At 61.5% G+C, this 20148-nt stretch carries 18 protein-coding genes; 14 read left to right on the forward strand and 4 right to left on the reverse strand.

Going from position 1 to position 20148, the window contains the following annotated elements; translation table 11 throughout:
• The first annotated feature begins 63 nt into the window (after window positions 1-63).
• The 6 genes from AC6JA3_RS07150 to AC6JA3_RS07175 all read left to right on the forward strand — a co-directional run bounded on the left by AC6JA3_RS07150 (window position 64) and on the right by AC6JA3_RS07175 (window position 5837).
• Complete coding sequence (locus AC6JA3_RS07150) at window positions 64-1158, forward strand: ABC transporter ATP-binding protein (RefSeq protein ID WP_026546230.1); 1095 nt, start codon at window positions 64-66, stop codon at window positions 1156-1158.
• Window positions 1158-1898, forward strand: a complete 741-nt coding sequence (locus tag AC6JA3_RS07155; RefSeq protein ID WP_497920041.1) for an ABC transporter permease — start codon at window positions 1158-1160, stop codon at window positions 1896-1898. The genes AC6JA3_RS07150 and AC6JA3_RS07155 overlap by 1 nt, the downstream gene beginning before the upstream one ends.
• Window positions 1895-2638, forward strand: coding sequence for an ABC transporter permease (locus AC6JA3_RS07160; protein WP_497920042.1), 744 nt, complete (start codon window positions 1895-1897; stop codon window positions 2636-2638). The genes AC6JA3_RS07155 and AC6JA3_RS07160 overlap by 4 nt, the downstream gene beginning before the upstream one ends.
• On the forward strand, window positions 2635-3591 hold the full coding sequence (locus AC6JA3_RS07165) for an ABC transporter substrate-binding protein (RefSeq protein ID WP_026539909.1): 957 nt from the start codon (window positions 2635-2637) through the stop codon (window positions 3589-3591). The genes AC6JA3_RS07160 and AC6JA3_RS07165 overlap by 4 nt, the downstream gene beginning before the upstream one ends.
• Before the next feature lie 120 nt (window positions 3592-3711).
• Complete coding sequence (locus AC6JA3_RS07170; protein ID WP_026546228.1) at window positions 3712-4932, forward strand: pyridoxal phosphate-dependent aminotransferase; 1221 nt, start codon at window positions 3712-3714, stop codon at window positions 4930-4932.
• Window positions 4933-4979: 47 nt separating this feature from the next.
• Window positions 4980-5837 carry a polyphosphate kinase 2 family protein gene (locus tag AC6JA3_RS07175; RefSeq protein ID WP_347783070.1) on the forward strand — a complete coding sequence of 286 codons (858 nt, stop codon included), beginning with the start codon at window positions 4980-4982 and terminating at the stop codon, window positions 5835-5837.
• A gap of 129 nt (window positions 5838-5966) precedes the next feature.
• Here AC6JA3_RS07175 and AC6JA3_RS07180 read toward each other — a convergent pair whose 3' ends face one another.
• Window positions 5967-6218, reverse strand: coding sequence for an exodeoxyribonuclease VII small subunit (locus tag AC6JA3_RS07180; protein ID WP_026539912.1), 252 nt, complete (start codon window positions 6216-6218; stop codon window positions 5967-5969).
• A 42-nt stretch (window positions 6219-6260) separates the two neighbouring features.
• On the reverse strand, window positions 6261-7538 hold the full coding sequence (gene xseA / locus AC6JA3_RS07185; RefSeq protein WP_347783072.1) for an exodeoxyribonuclease VII large subunit: 1278 nt from the start codon (window positions 7536-7538) through the stop codon (window positions 6261-6263).
• Window positions 7539-7716: 178 nt separating this feature from the next.
• Here xseA and AC6JA3_RS07190 point away from each other — a divergent pair, with 178 nt between their 5' ends.
• Window positions 7717-8580, forward strand: coding sequence for a hypothetical protein (locus AC6JA3_RS07190; RefSeq protein ID WP_347783074.1), 864 nt, complete (start codon window positions 7717-7719; stop codon window positions 8578-8580).
• A 24-nt stretch (window positions 8581-8604) separates the two neighbouring features.
• A complete protein-coding gene (locus AC6JA3_RS07195) occupies window positions 8605-9690 on the forward strand; it encodes a 4-hydroxy-3-methylbut-2-enyl diphosphate reductase (protein WP_026546225.1) in 1086 nt (361 codons plus the stop codon).
• Window positions 9691-9763: 73 nt separating this feature from the next.
• Here AC6JA3_RS07195 and AC6JA3_RS07200 read toward each other — a convergent pair whose 3' ends face one another.
• Window positions 9764-11044, reverse strand: coding sequence for a DNA recombination protein RmuC (locus tag AC6JA3_RS07200; protein WP_497920043.1), 1281 nt, complete (start codon window positions 11042-11044; stop codon window positions 9764-9766).
• A 125-nt stretch (window positions 11045-11169) separates the two neighbouring features.
• Here AC6JA3_RS07200 and ychF point away from each other — a divergent pair, with 125 nt between their 5' ends.
• From ychF to AC6JA3_RS07230, 6 genes are all read left to right on the forward strand, one after another.
• Window positions 11170-12255 carry a redox-regulated ATPase YchF gene (gene ychF / locus AC6JA3_RS07205; protein WP_497920044.1) on the forward strand — a complete coding sequence of 362 codons (1086 nt, stop codon included), beginning with the start codon at window positions 11170-11172 and terminating at the stop codon, window positions 12253-12255.
• Between the two features lie 587 nt (window positions 12256-12842).
• Window positions 12843-13163 (forward strand): hypothetical protein, encoded by a 321-nt coding sequence (locus tag AC6JA3_RS07210; RefSeq protein ID WP_497920045.1) that lies wholly within the window; start codon window positions 12843-12845, stop codon window positions 13161-13163.
• Window positions 13164-13512: 349 nt separating this feature from the next.
• Window positions 13513-15195 (forward strand): peptide ABC transporter substrate-binding protein, encoded by a 1683-nt coding sequence (locus tag AC6JA3_RS07215; RefSeq protein WP_347783079.1) that lies wholly within the window; start codon window positions 13513-13515, stop codon window positions 15193-15195.
• A gap of 124 nt (window positions 15196-15319) precedes the next feature.
• Window positions 15320-16249: an ABC transporter permease gene (locus AC6JA3_RS07220; protein ID WP_026539948.1), complete on the forward strand. Its 930-nt coding sequence runs from the start codon at window positions 15320-15322 to the stop codon at window positions 16247-16249.
• Complete coding sequence (locus AC6JA3_RS07225; protein WP_026539949.1) at window positions 16239-17183, forward strand: ABC transporter permease; 945 nt, start codon at window positions 16239-16241, stop codon at window positions 17181-17183. Before AC6JA3_RS07220 ends, AC6JA3_RS07225 begins: the two co-directional genes overlap by 11 nt.
• Before the next feature lie 10 nt (window positions 17184-17193).
• Entirely contained in the window at window positions 17194-18903 is a 1710-nt protein-coding gene (locus AC6JA3_RS07230; protein WP_026539950.1) for a dipeptide ABC transporter ATP-binding protein, read from the forward strand.
• A 194-nt stretch (window positions 18904-19097) separates the two neighbouring features.
• On the opposite strand, the gene AC6JA3_RS07235 is transcribed toward AC6JA3_RS07230, so the two are convergent.
• Window positions 19098-19940 (reverse strand): SGNH/GDSL hydrolase family protein, encoded by an 843-nt coding sequence (locus AC6JA3_RS07235; protein ID WP_497920046.1) that lies wholly within the window; start codon window positions 19938-19940, stop codon window positions 19098-19100.
• Between the last annotated feature and the right edge of the window lie 208 nt (window positions 19941-20148).

Consider the following 20148-nt stretch of genomic DNA (forward strand, 5'->3'; position numbering starts at 1 on the left):
TAAGAGTGCATATGATCATGTGGCTCTACCGATGTTCTCCACCACAGATAGGTAAGCCCGGGTATGGCCGAAGCCATGATTGAGTTCAAGAGCGTCACCAAGCAATACCAGGGTGGGCAGCCGGCCGTGGACGCTCTCAGCATGTCCATCGACAAAGGCTCCATCACCGTGTTTGTTGGCCCATCGGGCTGCGGCAAGACCACATCCCTGCGCATGATCAACCGGATGGTGGAGCCAACCAGCGGAACCATCACCGTTGGGGGCAAGGACGTTTCGCAGGTTCCCGCCCCGGAGCTACGCCGCTCCATGGGCTACGTCATGCAGTCATCGGGCCTGCTGCCGCACCGGTCGGTGCTGGATAACATCGCTACAGTCCCGCGGCTCAACGGGGTATCCAAGTCCGATGCGCGCAAACGCGCAGAGGAATTGCTCGACGTCGTGGGGCTGGCTTCGGTTCTTGGCAAGCGCTACCCGTCCCAACTCTCAGGTGGCCAGCAGCAGCGCGTCGGGGTTGCCCGGGCGCTCGCTGCTGATCCACCCGTCCTGCTGATGGATGAACCCTTCAGCGCGGTGGATCCAGTGGTCCGTGACGAACTTCAGCAGGAGCTCCTTCGACTGCAACGGGAACTGGCTAAAACCATCGTCTTCGTCACCCACGACATCGATGAGGCAACTGTTCTTGGCGATAAAGTTGCCGTCTTCGCCGTGGGAGGAAAACTGGCCCAGTATGCTGCGCCGGAAGAAATCCTTCGGGCGCCGGCCAACGACTTCGTCGCATCCTTCGTCGGGCGCGACCGCGGTTTCAGGCACCTTGCGTTCAATACAGCCGATGCCGTCACCCTGCACCCGGTAACCATGGTCAGCCCTTCGGCTGGTCATCAGGCGGGCCGGGCATCGGGGGAGTGGGCCTTGGTAGTGGACGCCGACTCCCGCCCACTGGGATGGTCCTCGCCGCGTGACGGCGCGGGTTTGATCCCGGGCGGTTCGTTGTTCCGCAAGGGAGACACCCTGCGCCGCGCCCTGGACGCGGCGTTGTCCTCGCCGTCGGGTCTTGGCGTAGCAGTGGACGACGACGGCCGCGTCGCCGGAGTCCTGAAGGCGCCCGAAGTCCTGGCCCTCATTGAAGAAGTCCGGCACCACAGGGAGGACGCCACCTGATGGAGTGGTTCCTCGGCAATACCGGCCTGGTTTTCGGGTTGGCTGGGCAGCATATGGTGCTCGCCATCATTCCCATGGTCCTTGGCCTCCTGATTTCCATCCCGTTGGCCCAGCTGGCCCGGGCCAACAGCACGCTCCGCTCCGTAGTGGCTACTGCCACCTCGCTGCTGTACACGATTCCTTCCCTGGCTTTGTTCATCATTCTTCCCACCATCCTGGGCACCCGGATCCTGGACCCCCTGAACGTGGTGGTGGCCTTGACGATCTACGCCGTAGCCCTGCTGGTCCGTGCAGCGATGGACGCCTTTGATTCAGTGGATGACGACCTCCGGAATGCAGCCGTGGCCATGGGCTTCAAACCCCTGGCGCGCTTCTTCCAGGTGGACCTGCCGTTGTCGCTGCCGGTGCTGTTTGCCGGACTCCGGGTGGTCTCGGTCAGCAACATTTCGCTGGTCAGCGTCGCGGCGCTGCTGGGCGTGGGAAATCTCGGCGTCCTTTTCACCGACGGGCTGCAGCGGACCTTCGTCACCGAGGTAATGGTGGGCATCATTGCCATTCTGGTGCTGGCACTGCTGATGGATGCGGTGCTGGTGGTTCTGGAAAGGCTTCTGACTCCCTGGACCCGCGCAGCCGGTGGACAGTCCTCCCGCACCGACGCCAACACCCTGCTCACTGAGCCCAAGGCCGGACCCCGCGTGGCGAAGTCGGGCCTCCGCCCGGATCCGGGGGCGTCCGCATGAATATCTTTGCCGAGACGATTGCCTGGCTCGTTGACCCCAAGCACTGGGCCGGCAGCGGTGGCATTCCCACCCGTGTCCTGGAACATCTCCAGTACAGCGCCCTGGTCCTCCTCATTGCGGCCGCCATCGCCGTTCCCATCGGTCTCTTCATCGGGCACACAGGCCGTGGACGCGTGGTCGCTGTTGCCGTGGCCGGTGCGCTCCGGGCGCTCCCCACGCTCGGGTTGCTGGTGCTGTTTGCGTTGCTCGCCGGCAGCGGTTTGATGCCACCGGTGTGGGCGCTCGTGATCCTCACGGTCCCGCCGCTGCTTGCAGGTACTTACGCCGGTATTTCCAGTGTGGACGCCACGGTGGTGGATGCTGCCAGGGCCATGGGCATGACCGAGCTGCAGATCCTCTTCCGCGTGGAACTTCCCAACGGCCTGCAAGTCATGTTCGGCGGAATCCGTACCGCGGTGTTGCAGGTCATCGCAACCGTTTCCGTGGTGGCTTACCTGCCCCTCGGCGGGCTGGGCCGCTATTTGTTTGACGGACTCGTCCTGCAGGATTTCCCCAGGATGCTTGGCGGTTCCCTGCTCATCGCCGGCCTGGCCATCGCGGTGGACCTGATCCTCGCCGGCGTGCAACGGCTGGTCCTCTCCCCGGGCCTTACCCTCGACTCAAACGGCAGCCACAAGGCAGCCGACGATCTCACAGCCGCGGCTCCAGCCGGGGCTGCCGTTCAAGGAGGTACACCATGAAGAACCCCGTCCCCATGACCCTTACGCGCCGTGGTCTCGGCGGCCTCGCAGCCGGACTGGGTGTGGCCCTTGCGTTGAGCGCATGTGGCGGCAGCCCGTTGGCCACTCCGTCCACTTCGGCTTCGGGCGGTTCCGCTGCCGGTGGCTCGCTGGTGGTTGGATCGGCTGACTTCCCGGAAAGCCAGGTCATCGCCGAGATCTATGTTGGCGCCCTCAACGCGGCAGGACTCACTGCCACGTCCAAGCCCAACATCGGCTCCCGTGAAATCTACTTCAAGGCTGTCCAGGACGGCTCCGTGGACCTCGTCCCGGATTACTCCGGCAACCTCCTCTCCTTTGTGGATACCGAGGCAGCGGAAGTATCAGCCGAGGACGTCTACAAGGCCCTTCCCGGCAAACTTCCGGACGGCTTGGCAGTGCTGGATGCTTCCAAGGCCGAGGACAAGGACGCCATGGTAGTGACCAAGGCGACGGCGGAGAAGTACCAGTTGAAGTCCATCGAGGACCTGGCCAAGGTGTGCAAGGACTTCACCATGGCAGCTCCGGCCACGTTCGAGACGCGCTCGTACGGCTTCCCGGGGCTGAAGAAGAACTACAACTGCGAGCTCAAGGGACTGCAGCCGTTCAGCGACGGCGGTGGCAACCTGACCCTGCAGGCGCTGCTTGAGGACAAGGTCCAGGTGGCCGATATCTACACCACCACCCCGTCCATCGTCGACAACGACCTCGTTGTTCTTGAGGATCCCAAGAACAACTTCAAAGCCCAGCAGGTCCTGCCGCTGGTCAAGGAGGACAAGATGACGGACAAGGCCAAGGAAGCGCTGAACAACGTCTCCAAGATCCTCACCACCGATGACCTGATCAACCTCAACCGCGCGGTCAGCGGTGACCAGAAGCAGGCACCCAAGGATGCCGCCGCTGCGTGGCTCAAGGACAAGGGCATCGTTAAGTAACGCCTTTTCAATACCGTGCACGACGGCGGTGACGGACCCGTGCGGGCCCGTCACCGCCGTCGTCGCATGTGTGAGTTAAGTCTCAACTGAAGTGCATCACCCGTGTGGCATATTTGAGGAATGGCGAAATTCAAGCAGTCCACCAAACTTCATAATGTCCTCTACGACATCCGTGGACCGATTCTTCAGGCCGCCCAGCAGATGGAGGCGGAGGGTCACAGGATCCTCAAACTGAACATCGGAAATCCGGCCCCGTTTGGTTTTGAAGCGCCTGACGCAATTTTGGTGGACATGATCCGCCACCTTCCCAATGCCCAGGGTTACAGCGATTCCCGCGGAATTTTCTCGGCCCGGACCGCAGTCTCGCAGTACTACCAGACCCGTGGCATCCAGAATATCCACGTAGATGACATCTACCTCGGCAACGGGGTCAGCGAACTTATCACCATGTCCCTCATGGCCCTTCTTGAAGATGGCGACGAGGTCCTGATTCCCACCCCGGACTACCCCTTGTGGACAGCTTCCGTAGCCTTGGCCGGTGGCCGCCCGGTGCACTACCTCTGTGACGAGGATTCCGGCTGGCAGCCCGATCTTGAGGATATGGAAGCCAAAATCACGCCGCGAACCAAGGGCATCGTGGTGATCAACCCCAACAATCCCACCGGCGCCGTGTACCCGGAAGAGACACTCAAGAAGATCGTCGCCCTCGCAGAGAAACACGGATTGGTGCTCTTCGCCGACGAAATCTACGAGAAAATCCTTTACGAGGACGCCGTCCACATCAACTTGGCCGGCCTCACCGGCGACGATGTCCTGTGCCTGACATTCAGCGGGCTCTCCAAGGCCTACCGCGTCTGTGGCTACCGGGCCGGTTGGATGGCCATCTCAGGGCCGAAGAAGGACGCTGCGGACTACCTTGAAGGCATCAACCTGCTGGCCAACATGCGCTTGTGTGCCAACGTTCCCGCGCAGCACGCCATCCAGACTGCCCTGGGCGGGTACCAGAGCATCAACGACCTCATCCTGCCCGGCGGCAGGCTGCTTGAACAGCGCAACAAGGCCTATGACCTCCTGAATGCCATTCCCGGAGTGAGCACCCAACAGGCCAGGGGCGCCCTGTATCTGTTTCCGAAGCTGGACCCGGAGGTCTACCACATCCGCGATGACGAGAAATTTGTCCTCGACCTCTTGAAGGAACAGAAAATCCTGGTTTCCCACGGACGGGCCTTCAACTGGGTGCGCCCGGACCACTTCCGAATGGTCACCCTGCCCAACGTCAAGGACATTGAAGAGGCCATTGGCCGCATGGCGGACTTCCTGTCGAGGTACCCGGGGAACTAGCCTGAGGTCCATGGCCGTTCCACGAGGGCGCGGCCCTGCGGAAAGGCATGCCGGTGGCTGCAGTTGAGTTTGCCAAGAGTCCTGCTGAGGTATTGAGGGTCGGGCCAGGGTTCACGCTCGCCAGTGTGGACTCTGGCTCCACCCCCGGATATCCGGGCGCGAAAGCTGACGGCAAGGCCTTGCTGGGAGCCCAGGATGCACGGCTGGCAGAACTGCAGGAGAAGCTCTTTGCCCAAGGCCGGTTCGGGAGCACCAAGAGGCTGCTGCTGATCCTGCAGGCCATGGATACGGCAGGCAAGGGCGGCATCGTCAGCCATGTAGTGGGCGCCATGGACCCGCAGGGCGTTCAACTGCGCGCCTTCAAGGCTCCCACTGACGAGGAAAAATCCCATGACTTCCTGTGGCGGATCGAAAAGGAAGCTCCCGCTGCCGGGATGGTGGGAGTTTTCGACCGTTCGCATTACGAGGATGTCCTGATTCATCGGGTGCACGGATGGGCCGACGCTGCGGAGCTGGAACGCCGCTACGCCGCCATCAACGACTTCGAGGCCCGGCTCGCGGACCAAGGCACCACCATCGTCAAAGTCATGCTCAACATCAGCAAAGACGAGCAAAAAGAGCGGCTGATAGCGCGCTTGGATGACCCCAGCAAGCACTGGAAGTACAGCAGTGGAGACTTGGCCGAACGCGCGTTCTGGGACGACTACATGGATGCCTACAGCGTGGCGTTCGAGAAGACGTCAACGGACATAGCGCCCTGGCACGTGGTCCCGGCCAACAAGAAGTGGTACGCACGAATCGCTGTGCAACAGTTGCTGATCGATGCCCTTGAACGCCTCCAACTGGACTGGCCAAAGGCCGGGTTCGACGTAGCAGCCGAACGCGCACTGGTGGTGGATTCCTAGGGATCCCCCGAGGGCTGCTTGGACGTTGCTGCGCGGCTTGGACGCTGCTGCGCGGCTTGGACGCTGCTGCGCGGCTTGGACGCTGCTACGCGGCTGGGCGTTACTCCGCTGCTTGGACGTGCCTGCGCGTTACTGGGCGGCAGCACCGGCGTCGTTGCTTGCGTCCCGGGCTGTGGCCAGGCGTTTGCGGGCGCCTTCCAGCCAGTCCTCGCAGCGTTTGGCCAGGGCTTCGCCCCGTTCCCAGAGCGCCAGGGATTCTTCCAGGCTGGCACCTCCGGCTTCCAGGCGGCTTACAACGCCCATGAGCTGTTCGCGTGCTTCCTCGTAGCTCAAGGAATCCAGGGATTCCGGTGAAGATGCGGATGAGTTGTTCTCGGTCATGATGTCCTTTTGTGTTCGGTAGTGACGATGGTGACCGATTCATCAACGGTCCACGATGTGTCCTTGGCCTGTGGACACTGCCCTGAAGCGACCTTCGGCTACTCGAATGGCCAGGGAGGTTCCTTCAGGGGCTTCCTCAGGACTGCTGACCACTGTGTGCCCGGCTTGGTCCTCGCCAACAATCTGGACCACGGCATAGCCACGGTCCAGTGTCTTTTGCGGGGAGAGGGCCCTGACTTGTGCGCGCAGGTGATGGACCTGGTCCAGGGCGCGGGCAACGGCAGTGCTGACGGCTGAATGGGAGCGGCGCTGCAGGCGATGGATGTCATCGGCCCGGGCGTCCACCATCGAGGCCGGGGTGGCCAGCACCGGCCGTGACTTCAATGACTGCAGCCGGTCCGATTCCCGGTCCACCATCCTGCCGATGCTCCGGCGCAAGTGGTCCCTTGCCTGCCTCACCATGGCCAGTTCCTCGGCCACGTCAGGAACTATCCGCTTGGCGGCATCGGTGGGCGTCGACGCCCGAAGGTCCGCCACGTCGTCAAGGATGGGGCGGTCGGCTTCGTGCCCGATCGCGCTGACAACCGGAGTGGTGGCCGCCGAGACCGCCCGGATGAGGTCCTCGTTGCTGAACGGAAGGAGGTCTTCCAAAGCGCCGCCCCCGCGTGCCATGACAATGACGTCTACCTGGGGGTCGGCGTCGAGCTTCTTTAACGCCGCGATGATCTGGGCGACGGCGGTATTGCCTTGGACGGCAACCTCACGGACATCGAACTCGACCGCGGGCCAACGCAGCGCGGCGTTGCGCAGGACGTCCTTTTTGGCGTCGGAGTCGCGGCCCGTGATGAGGCCGATCCGGTGGGGGAGCAGGGGCAGCTTGCGTTTACGGGAGTCGGCGAACAGTCCTTCGGCTGCCAGAGCCTGCCGGAGCCGCTCGATCCTGGCCAGCAAGTCGCCCAGGCCCACAGGGCGGATGTCTTTGACGGACATGTTCAGCCGGCCCGTCTTGACCCAGAAATCCGCCTTGACCAATGCAACTACGCGGGAACCGCGTTCGAGGGGGATCTTTTGGCGATCAAGCACCGTGGACCACACCGAGGCAGGAAGGGAAATTTCGGCGTCAACGTCCCGCAAGGTCAGGAAAGCGTTGCCGCCCCGGCGGTTCAGTTCAATGACCTGCCCCTCGATCCACGCCGCGGGTGCCCTTTCAATATGGGCTTTGAGCTTCCGGGAGAGCAGTTGCAGCGGCCACGGATTGTCCGGGCTTGTTTCAGCCGCTGTTCCCGGCAAGGTGGATTCGGGTGTGGCTTCAGCGGACATGCGTGGTCCGTGCCCGTTCCGGTCTCCGTGTCTGTTGCTGCATGATGTGTCCTTGCTCGGGGATGCGGCTTTGGTGGCGGCCGCTTTCCAACTCTATCCATAGCTTCCCAACCCGCCCCGACATTTTTCCTATCATGTGGACAGACCTAGGATGGTGGCACAGCCGACGACCCTGAGGATGACCTTGCGTACATTTGTTTCAGCATTGGGAGTGATCCTCGCCGTTCTTTTGACAGCCGTCGCTGTCCCCGCGGCCTGGGTGGACCAAAACATCGTCAAAGAAGAGGGTTTCGTCCGGATTGCCGGCGGGCTGGGCAATGATCCCGAATTCCAGAACCGTCTGGCTGCCGCGGCGGTTGGAACCTTCGAGTCTTCCGTTGATCTGCCTGGACCTCTTCAGTCCCTTGCGGCCGGAGCACTTCGGAACGCGGCCACGGGGATGCAGTCCTGGAGCGATTATCCCCAGGCTTGGGAGGAAACCGTGCGGAGCAGCCACAGGCTGAACTTTGGGACCGCGGCCCCTGGCGACGGGTCGGCTGCATCCACGACGCTCGTCCTGGATATCGGGCCGCTTGTCAGGCTGATTCGCGACCATTTCGCCGAAGCGACACGCATCCGTCTTGATGTTCCCGCCGAGAGCCTCGTATCCCTGGGCGAACCTTCACATCGGCAGCTTGTGGAGCGTGTGGCAGCCTATGCGCCGTTGTGGTGGGTGGCTGCTGCCGGGGCGCTGGTTTCTGCCCTCCTGGCTTTGGTTGCTGCCCGACGACGCTCCCTGGTGTTGGTTTTCCTGGGGCTTGGGGGCCTGGCTTTGGCGGCTCTTTGGTCCGTGGGGGCAGATATGGCCGGTGGCATGGTCGGAAATCTTGCCAGCGCCAACGATGTTGCAGAACTCTTCAAGAACGAGTTCCTCACCACCGCGCGCAACGGCTTTGGTCAGTGGGTGGGGGTCGCGGCCCTGATCTCCGGAGCCATCCTGGTGGCGGGCGTCATAGCGGCAGTGCTCACAGGGCGACGAGGGTCACGTTCGGCCCGAAGCTAAAGGCTGGGCCGGTAGCATGGATGCATGACCAGCACAGCAGTTTCCATTCCTATGCCCACGGTGCCCCGCAGACGGCGATCTCCGGAAGAGGTACAGGCAGCGGCGCCCGTGACGGGTCCCAAGAAGGTTCTGCTGGCGGCCCCGCGAGGGTATTGTGCCGGCGTGGACAGGGCAGTCATTGCTGTTGAGAAGGCCCTGGAGCACTACGGGCCTCCGGTCTACGTCCGCAAACAGATCGTGCACAACGTTCATGTGGTCAGCTCCCTTGAAGAACAGGGAGCCATCTTCGTTGAGGAAACAGACGAGGTCCCGGAAGGCGCCTTGGTCATTTTCTCTGCCCACGGCGTATCTCCGGCCGTGGTCCAGTCTGCTGAAGACCGTGGCCTTCGGACCATCGACGCAACCTGCCCGCTGGTGACCAAGGTCCACAAGGAAGCCGTCCGCTTCGCCAAGGACGACTACGACATCCTGCTGATTGGCCACGAAGGCCACGAGGAAGTCGAAGGAACCGCCGGGGAAGCGCCGGAACATATCCAAATCATCAACGGGCCCCACGAGGTCGATAAGGTCACCGTCCGGGACCCCGAGAAGACGATTTGGCTTTCCCAGACAACCCTGAGCGTGGATGAAACCATGGAGACGGTGCGCCTCCTCAAGGATCGGTTCCCGACCCTCCAGGATCCGCCCAGCGACGACATTTGCTACGCCACCACCAACCGCCAGGTGGCTATCAAGAAGATTGCGCCCCAGGCAGACCTCGTGATCGTGGTGGGTTCAGCCAATTCGTCCAACTCCGTGCGGCTGGTTGAGGTCGCCCTTGAATACGGTGCCAAGAGCTCCTACCGGGTGGACTTCGCCAATGAGGTGGACGAGGCCTGGTTTGAAGGAGTTGCAACAGTTGGCGTCACCTCAGGGGCCTCGGTTCCGGAAGTATTGGTTCAGGATGTCCTGCGGCTGCTGGCGGACTACGGTTACGGCGAGGTCCAGGAAGTGGTGACGGCTGAGGAAGACCTGCTGTTCTCGCTTCCGAAGGAGCTGCGGGCCACCCTGAAGAAGGCCGGCGACGTTACACGTGCGCTTGGCGGGCGCGGAAACCGCTCCACGTCCTAGAACAACAGATGTAATCGGGCCAGCCCGTAGTGGTTGCCGTCCCAAGGACGGGAACCACTACGGGCTGCTTCGTTTAAGCGGCAGACTCGCGGTCTTCTTCATCCATGTCACTGTGATGGCCGAGCGATGTCTGCTGTTCGTGGGGTTCCACGGCCAGAAGCTCCGGTGCAGCCAGAGTGCGGGGGACTGCCTCTACTGACATGGGCGCGGCAAGACCGGCTTCGTCCATGGTGTTGAGCTTGCGTGCTGTCGGAAGGACCCGCGCCTCCAGCGTTCCCACCATTGCGTTGTAGCGGTCCACGGACGTTTTCAGGGAGCTGCCCAGCTTGCCCACATTTTCGCCCAGGGTGCCCATGCGTTCGTACAGTTGTTTGGCGAGCTCGAACAGTTCATGCGCGCTGTCCGTGAGGACGTCCTGGCGCCAAGTGAAGGCAACAGACTTCAGGACCGCGAGCAAGGTGCCAGGCGATGCCAGCACAACGTTCCTGGACAGGGCATATTCCAGGAGTGCCGGATCTGCCTCCAGGGCTGAGGCCAGGATGGACTCAGCAGGGAGGAAACAAATCACCAGCTCAGGGGAGTTCCCGGGGATGTCCCAGTACTTCTTGCCCGCCAAAGCATCAATGTGGGCCTTCAAGGCTTTGGCATGGTTGGCCAGCAAAGTCTTTGAATCATGGTTATTGGCCGGCGCTACGGACTCCCCAAAGGAACCGTCGCCGTGCATCTGTTCCTGCGCGGCCAGGTAGGAAGCCAGCGGGACTTTGGCGTCAACCACCAATTGCTTTCCCCCCGGCAGCTGGACCACCAAGTCCGGGCGAAGCGTGTTCTCGGTCCGGCCCGAATGGACTTGCTCGTGGAAATCCACATGCCGCAGCATTCCGGAAGCCTCCACCACCCTGCGGAGCTGAACTTCGCCCCACTGGCCGCGGGCACTGTTGGAGCGAAGGGCCGAGGCCAAAGCATGCGTGGACCGCAGGAGTTGCTCGTCGGACAGCCTGGCATCCTGGAGTTGCTGGGCAAGCTGGCCGTATTGTTCCACCCGGTCCCGTTCCAACAGCGACACTTGCTGCTGAACGGCCGTCAGCTTCTCAGCGACCGGAGCGAGGGCACGCAGAACACTGCCGTCCGAGTTCCTGGACGCGGTCAACTCGCGGTTCTGTGAGAACAAAAGCCGCCGTTCGGCGTCGGCCGCTGCAAGCTGCGCCGTCACCTCCGAGAGGCGCGCCGAAACGGCGTCGAAGTCTTCCTCCAAGCCCGCGCCCCGGCGTCGATATACAACGTAGCCCGCTGCCAGGCCTACGGCGGCGCCGATCAAGAGCATCAGCAGGGCCAAAACCAATCCAAATCCATCCATGAGGCAACCCTGTCACAGGGCTACGACAGTTTTAGTGAGGCTGCATGGGAGACACTGCCCTAGTGAGCGCCCTTCGCGGCCACCAACACGCGGGGATCAGGTTCCAACGGGTAGAATCAATGCTCGTGGCTCTTACTATTGGCATCGTCGGACTGCCCAACGTCGGCAAATCAACTCTTTTCAACGCACTGACCCGCAACCAGGTGCTCGCAGCGAACTACCCGTTCGCAACGATCGAACCCAACGTCGGCGTCGTGAACCTTCCGGATCCCCGCCTGGCAAAGCTGGCTGAGATCTTCGGTTCCCAGAAGTTGCTGCCCGCTCCTGTGTCGTTCGTGGACATCGCCGGCATCGTCAAGGGCGCCTCGGAAGGTGAAGGCCTGGGCAACAAGTTCCTGGCGAACATCCGCGAGGCCGAGGCCATTGCCCAGGTTGTCCGCGTGTTCGACGACCCCGACGTCATCCACGTTGACGGCAAGGTGGATCCGCGTTCCGACATGGAGACCATCAACACCGAGCTGATCCTGGCCGACCTTCAGACCATCGAAAACGCCATCCCGCGTATCGAAAAAGAAGTCAAGATCAAGAAGCGCGAAGCTGCCGAGCTCGCCGCCATCAAGGCCGCCCAGACAGTTCTGGAACGCGGAGACACCATCTTCTCCTCGATCAAGAGCGACAAACTGGAGATGGAGCACCTCAAAGAACTCGGCCTCCTGACCGCCAAACCCTTCATCTACGTCTTCAATGCCGATGAAGGCATTCTTGGTGACCAGGAAAAGCAGGATGAACTGCGCGCCTTGGTAGCCCCGGCTGATGCTGTCTTCCTTGATGCCAAGCTTGAGTCCGACCTCGTTGAACTGGACGAGGAAGAAGCCCGCGAGATGCTGGAAATGAACGGCCAAAGCGAATCCGGCCTGGACCAGTTGGCACGCGTTGGCTTCCACACCCTTGGGCTGCAGACCTACCTGACGGCCGGCCCCAAGGAAACCCGCGCCTGGACCATTCGCCAGGGCGACACCGCGCCCCAGGCCGCCGGCGTAATCCACTCCGATTTCCAGCGCGGCTTCATCAAGGCCGAGGTTGTCTCCTTCGATGACCTCATCGATGCCGGTTCCATGGCCGAGGCAAAGTCCCGCGGCAAGGTCCGGATCGAAGGCAAAGAGTACGTGATGGCCGACGGCGACGTGGTGGAGTTCCGCTTCAACGTCTAAGGTCATGAGCCGCGACAGGAATCCCCGATCCACGGCTGGCCGCCGCCAGCACTCTTCGGGCACAGATGAAGTAGCTGGCTGGGCTTTCCGTGGGAGCTCCGCGATAGGCACGGCCCTGCCAGCGGTGACTACATTGCCTCCAGCGCATTGGTGGTTCTGGTCATATTTGTGGCGGTATTCCCTGCGCATATGCATCCCAGGCAGTGCCATGGGAATGTTCTTCGGGTACCTGGACAGCACCGGCTACAAACTACACACGGATGCGGAGATGGTGGCCAACATTGGCATGTTCGGCCTCATGTTCGGAAGCCTTAGCCAGATCATTGCCTTCGTGGTTGCCTTGATTGCCTTTTTCGTGGGGAGGCCCGCCCGTCGGCAGTGGGCTGCTTACCGGCGAGCGGGTTGGACCACCACCGAGTGCCGGTCCGCGTATTTGCTTCAAAAGCAGGAGGCGGCCGCTCTTAGGCTGAATTCCCGTCTCCGCGGACTCGGGTTGGCCCCTGGCACAGCCTCCGGGTCCCATCACGCCTCGGCCGCGCAGGAAGCCGTCATGGACGGGGCGGGTTGTTCTTGGGCTCGCCCTTCTCATGCCAGCACTCCTGATCTTTATTCTTCTTGGTCCTTGGTTGGACTCGAAGGATGTCCAGACATTGGAGTGCGAGGTTGTGGCCGCAGAGCCGGTAACGAGTTCGGGCGGGACCAGAGGGGGAGCCTCGACTGCCTCCGTCCTGGTAAAGACGTCCAACTGCGGGACGCTTGGAGTATCGCGCGGCGTTACTTTCGAAAACCGGGACGAGGTGGCGTCGAGTTTCACCGTTGGCGCGACCTATGGCTTCGATATCGGCTGGTATAGCCGCACGTTCTTCAGGAATGGGGTTCAGTCAGTTCGGGGGTACCGGCTCATCTGACCTGGGCCGGCACAGCACAACTGACAAGGCATTCGCAACGTAAGCCACGCCGTATCTCAAAGGACCTTGATTCGACAGAACCAGGGTCCTTTTTCGCGATTAAAGCGTCCTGTCCTGCTGTCAGACAGCGAATGCTACCACCGGGTAACGTTTGACTTGAAATCCGCGGCAATTTAGGCATGTGTAGGTTGCGGAACGGTTACAGTTTGGCCAGCAAGTCCCAACATCCGGACACAATGTGGGTAGGCTTACACTCACATGTAGGCAACGTCACAGTAGGAAACTGTGCCTGTGCCTGGGGGATGTCACGAATTTCCCCTGCTCAACTCCACGACTCATAGGAGGCGGAATGCGTTTCTCGCGCACTTCCAAAGCTCTAGGCGTAGCGGCGATCATCGCCCTCGCAGTGACCGGTTGCGGCGGCGGTGGCGGCAGCAACACGAACAGCTCTGCCGCAACTGACCCGAACAGGGTCATTTCCGCATACAGCAACGAACCGCAGAACCCGCTGCTTCCGGCCAACACCAACGAGGTGTACGGTGGCCGCGTCGTCGAGCTGCTGTTCGAAGGCCTTCGCGCCTACGACTCCGACGGCAAGCCCGTCAACGCCTTGGCGGAGTCAATCGAGACAACGGACTCACAGAACTGGACCATCAAGGTCAAGTCCGGCGCCAAGTTCACCAATGGTGAGGCTATTACGGCCAAAACCTTCGTGGACTCCTGGAACTTCGCCGCGCTGAGCACCAACCTCCAGAACAACGGCTTCTTCTTCGAGTCCATCGAAGGCTATGCCGACGTCAGTGCAGTCAACGAGACCACCGGCGCGGACGGCAAGAAGACCTCCACCCCGGCTCCGACCGCCCAGACCATGTCCGGTTTGGCTGCGACCGATGACCAGACCATCACGGTCAAGCTCACTCAGCCCGAGGCTGACTGGTCCCTGCGCCTCGGCTACTCCGCCTTCTACCCGCTTCCCTCCGAGGCCCTGAAGGACCCGAAGAAGTTCGGCGAGAACCCGATCGGCAACGGCCCGTACAAGTTCGAGAAGGAAGGTGCCTGGGTACACGACCAGTCCATCTCCCTGGTCAAGAACGCTGACTACTCCGGCCCGCGTGCTGCCAAGAACGGCGGCGTGACCTTCAAGTTCTACACGGATCCGGGCCCCGCATACACCGATCTCCAGGCCGACAACCTGGACATCACTGACGTTGTTCCGTCGAACGCGCTGAAGACCTACACCACGGACTTCCCGGACCGTAACTCCACGCGTCCGAACGCCAACAACTCCACCCTGAACATCCCGGGCTACAACCCGAACTTCCAGGGTGAAGCCGGCCTCCTGCGTCGCCAGGCTCTGTCCCACGCGATCAACCGCGATGAGATCACCAAGGTTATCTTCAACGGCACGCGCACCCCGGCAACCGAGTACACCGCACCCGTCCTCGACGGCTACAACGACTCCATCCCCGGCAGCGACGTTCTGAAGTTCGACGCACAGAAGGCAAAGGATCTCTGGGCACAGGCCGAAAAGATCAAGCCGTACGACGGTTCCAAGCCCCTCCTGATCGCCTCCAACACTGACGGTGGCAACAAGGAATGGATCGACGCCGTTGCCAACGGTTTCAAGAACAACCTCGGCATCGAGGCTGAAATCCAGCCGTTCGCGAAGTTCGCTGAAGTTCTGGACCTCCGCAAGTCGCAGTCCCTCCCGGGCCTGACCCGCGCCGGCTGGCAGGGTGACTACCCGTCGCTCTACAACTTCCTCGGACCTGTTTGGGCAACCAACGCATCGTCCAACTATGAGAAGTACTCGAACCCCGAGTTCGACAAGCTCCTCAAGGAAGGCCTTGCAGCCAAGACTCCGGAAGATGCCAACAAGAAGTTCAACCAGGCACAGGAGGTTCTGTTCAAGGACCTCCCCGGCCTGCCCTTGTGGTACCGGGCAACCCCGATCGTTTGGAGCAACCACGTTGTCTCAGCTGAAACCGGCTGGAATGGCGGCATCCGTTACTTCGACATCGAGGCCAAGTAGTCCTCAGGATCTGAACTTGCCTTAGGGCAGCGGGGGTCCGGCCAGAGCGCCGGGCCCCCCTTGCTTGCTTGGCAGGAAGGCACACATGACATACCAACGCCCGACCACCGGAGAGGGGTGACCCGTGGTTCGCTTCATTTTCCGTAGGCTCCTCCAGGTCATCCCGGTATTCCTGGGGACCACGCTCCTTGTGTACTACATGGTCTTTGCACTCCCCGGCGATCCGATTGCAGCCCTTTTCGGGGACCGCCAGCCGCCGCAGAGCGTCATCGACGCACTTCGGGCCCAGTACAACCTTGACCAGCCGTTCTGGGTTCAATACGGGCTGTTCATCAAGAATCTTTTCACTTTCAACCTCGGCGTTGATTTCACCCAGCAGCCAATTGCGGATTCACTTGCCAGGGCGTTCCCGGTAACTGCAATGCTCGCCATCGAGGCCCTGATCATCCAGGCCGTTTTTGGCATCGCCTTCGGTGTCTTCGCAGGCCTGAAGAAGGGCAAGCTCTTCGACTCCACCGTTCTGGTGGTTTCGCTTCTGGTGATCGCAGTCCCCACGTTTGTGTTGGGCTTCGTTTTCCAGCTTGTGTTCGGTGTCCAGCTCGGCTGGGCCAAACCTACGGTGGGGGCCAACGCGGACTGGGGCAACCTGATCCTCCCCGCTGTTGTTCTCGGCTTGGTGTCCTTCGCCTACGTCCTGCGCCTGACCCGGGCCTCCGTCAGCGAGAACATGAACGCTGACTACGTACGTACTGCGACGGCCAAGGGACTCTCCCGGCCCCGCGTCGTGATGGCCCACATCCTCAGGAACTCATTGATTCCGGTGGTGACCTACTTGGGCGCCAACCTTGGCGGACTCATGGGTGGGGCCATCGTTACCGAGGGCATCTTCAACGTCCCCGGAGTGGGTAACAAACTTTTCCAGGCAATCCAGCGCAGCGAAGGTCCTACCATCGTCGCCATTGTGAGTGTCCTGGTTCTGGTTTTCGTTATCACCAACCTCTTGGTTGACCTCCTGTACGCCTGGCTTGACCCGAGGATCCGCTATGACCAGTAATAATGAACACTTTGTGGCTCCCATCGAGGAGACCCCGCTTCTGGCCACCGATGCCGTCAAAACAGACCAGGCGCCCCTGAGCCTCTGGGCTGATGCATGGCGAAAGCTTCGCCGCCGCCCTCTGTTCATCGTCTCCTCACTCTTGATCCTCCTTCTGGTGATCGTTGCCGTCTTCCCGGGACTTTTCACCAGCGTGGAGCCGAACAACGACTGCCAGTTGGCAAATTCCGAGGGCGCGCCCACGGCCGGCCACCCCCTTGGGTTCACCCTTCAGGGTTGCGACGTCTACTCCCGCGTGATCCACGGTACGCAGGCTTCGCTGTCCGTTGGTGTCCTGTCCGTGCTGGCCGTCGTCATCATCGGCGTCACGCTTGGTGCGCTGGCTGGATACTACGGCGGATGGCTTGACGCCGTTCTCGCCCGTCTGGGCGATATCTTCTTTGCCTTGCCGATCATCCTTGGCGCGTTGGTCATCACGCAGCTGCCGTTGTTCCGTGAAAACAGGAGCGTATGGACAGTGGTCCTGACAATCTCCTTGCTTGCGTGGCCCCAAATGGCGCGTATCACCAGAGGTGCCGTCATCGAAGTGCGCAACGCGGACTTTGTTACGGCAGCCCGGTCGCTGGGTGTTTCCAAGTTCGGTGCTTTGGTGAAGCATGCGCTACCAAACGCGCTTGCACCCGTGATTGTTTTGGCCACCCTGGAATTGGGTGTCTTCATCGTTCTGGAAGCCACGTTGTCCTTCCTTGGAGTCGGGCTTCCGGGCAGCGTGATGTCGTGGGGTAACGACATTTCCGCGGCCAACGCTTCCATTCGTACCAATCCTGGAATCCTGCTTTATCCGGCAGCTGCTCTGTCCATCACCGTCCTGAGCTTCATCATGCTTGGCGACGCCGTCCGCGATGCTCTTGATCCCAAGAGCCGTCAGCGCTAAGGAGGCGACCATGACTTCTGCGAACATCAGAATTGATGAAGCCGCGGCACCCGTCCGGCCCATCCTTGAGATCAAGGACTTGGCCATCACGTTCAAGACCGGCTCCGGTGAGGTTAAGGCGGTAAAGAACGCCCACCTGTCCATCATGCCGGGCGAAACGGTCGCCATTGTGGGGGAGTCGGGTTCAGGAAAGTCGACGACGGCGCTGGCCGCCATCGGCCTCTTGCCCAACAATGGACGGGTCTCTGCCGGGCAGATCCTGCTCGACGGCGAAGACATCGCCCACGCTTCGGAAAAGCGCATGATCGAACTTCGCGGCAGCCACATTGGCATGGTTCCCCAGGACCCCATGTCCAACCTGAACCCTGTGTGGAAGATCGGTTACCAGGTTCGGGAAACCCTGAAGGCAAACGGTCGCCCGGATGGTCCGGATGATGTTGCCCGCGTCCTCGCGGAAGCCGGACTCCCTGATGCTGCACGGCGTGCCAAGCAGTACCCGCATGAGTTCTCAGGCGGCATGCGACAGCGCGCGCTGATTGCCATCGGCCTGAGCTGCCAGCCCAAGCTCCTGATTGCCGATGAACCTACATCGGCACTGGATGTCACGGTGCAGCGCAGGATCCTGGACCACTTGGACACGATGACCACTGAGTTGGGCACTTCCGTGCTGCTCATTACCCACGATCTCGGTTTGGCCGCAGAGCGGGCAGACAAGGTGATCGTGATGTACCAGGGCAACGTGGTTGAGGCAGGTCCTTCCTTGGATCTTCTTCGCAACCCGCAGCATCCGTACACCCGTCGCCTGGTTGAGTCGGCACCTTCACTGGCTTCCCGCCGTATTCAGGTGGCCAAGGAACAAGGTGTGGAGTCTGAGGATCTTTTGGCGCCTGTAGCGGCCGCAAAGGACCGTGTCCAGGACGAGGTCCTGCAGATCAAGAACCTGCGCAAGATTTACAAGCTGCGCCAGGGGCTTGGCCAGGCTTCCGATTTTGCTGCAGTTGACGATGTCAGCTTTGCGGTCAAAAGGGGAACCACGACGGCGATCGTGGGCGAATCCGGTTCGGGTAAGTCCACTGTGGCCAAAATGGTTCTCCAGCTGGAAAAGCCCACTGAGGGCCAGATCATTTTTGATGGCGTGGATACCGCAGGGCTTAAGGGTAAGGAACTCTTCAAGTTCCGCCGCCGCGTCCAGCCCATCTTCCAGGACCCTTACGGTTCGCTTGATCCGATGTACAACATCTTCCGGACCATCGAAGAGCCGCTGCGCGTTCACAAGATCGGCAACGCTGCGAGCCGGGAAAAGAAAGTTCGGGAGCTGTTGGACCAGGTGGCTTTGCCGCAGTCCATGATGCAGCGGTACCCCAACGAACTTTCCGGTGGGCAGAGGCAACGTATTGCCATCGCGCGCGCATTGGCGCTGGACCCGGAAGTCATCATCTGTGACGAGGCAGTTTCGGCCCTGGACGTCCTTGTCCAGGCCCAAGTGCTGAACTTGCTGGCTGATCTGCAGGACAACCTCGGCCTGACGTACCTGTTCATCACCCACGACCTCGCCGTCGTTCGCCAGATTGCGGACCACGTTTGCGTTATGGAGAAGGGCAAGCTGGTGGAGACCGGCAGTACTGACGGCGTCTTCGACAATCCGAAGCAGCCCTACACGCAGGCCCTCCTGGATGCTATTCCGGGTGGTTCGCTCCTCTTGCCGCCCGCGGTGGCCTGACCGGCGTCGTACGTTCTAAAAGCCGTTCACAACAAGAGCCGGTGGGTTCCGAAAGGAAACCACCGGCCCTTGCCGTTAAAACGCTTGTTGCGGGGCCCGCTTTGCGCGCCCTAAGGTCCATGAACCGAGCAGAGCGGGCCTCACAACGCCAGACGCGGACGACGCCACAACGCAGGAGACGACGACGCCGCGGGCTACTTCGCCGGGATGGCGCTGTCCGGGCGTGCAGTGAGGCCCAGGGCGCCGAGCTCCTTCGCCAGAACCCCACCAAGCTTGGCGTGGCCGGAGGGTTTGAGGTGCACCCCATCCTGGAGATCGCCTACGGCGTTGTATCGGGTGAGCCAGTCGCCCGTGCTGACAAAGGGAATCCCGTGTTTCGCAGCGATACGTCCAAGGAGGGCATCGACTTCCGTCCGACGACCGCCACCATTGTCAGCCCCGCGTGCCAAGGTGCCGATCATGGCGACGGCTGCGCCTGGGTAGCGCTTCTTCAAGGCAGCCAGCAGGCGCTCAGCGTTACTGGTGATCTGTGCGTCCGTTGCCTTCTGGGAAGCGTCGTTGCCGCCGCCCTGCACCACGATCAACGGCGGATCTCCATAGGGGAGTATCCAGTCTCCGCGCTGCAGGGCGTCGATGTAGTTGCCAGTTTTGCCATTGGAGGCCACAAAGCCGGTGCCGCCCATGCCCACTACCAGCAACTTGTAGCCCAGGGCTGCGATGCCTTGCTGCGGCCACGACTCTTTGGGCATGGCCTGGGAGTCGCCGATCAGTACCGCCGTGTGGCGCACGTCGGCGAGCACCACTTCATTGCGGTTGTTCGCCGGGTTCTTGTAGAGCGAGCCGACAGGCAGGTCCAAGGGTCCGGGGGCCTGAGCGGCCCGCAGGGGCGGGGCAGCGGCTGTCTGGGCGGGCCCGGGCGCAGCAGATCGGGTGGGTGTGGAAGCGGGGTTGGTGGGGCTGGGTCCGCAGCCTGTTGCCAGAACGCCGACGGCGATCAATGGTGCGAGCAGGCGGAACGCGGCCGAAGATTGTCGCATCAATGGGTCTCCGTGTGGCACTGGTTCTGCAGCAATCATGAGGCACAACGAACAGAAAATCCAGCATCTGGAGTAGCGGTTACTAAAGCGTGACGATATGTGAGCAGCACCACATTCGGCAGGTCAATGGCTTGCTTTTTAGGCTGGGAAATGCAACTGCGTTTAGACTGGATGCAGGTGCCCTGTGTCCCGGGGTCTTTTCGCTGTG

The organism is Arthrobacter sp. TmtSoilC79, assembly GCF_059739405.1.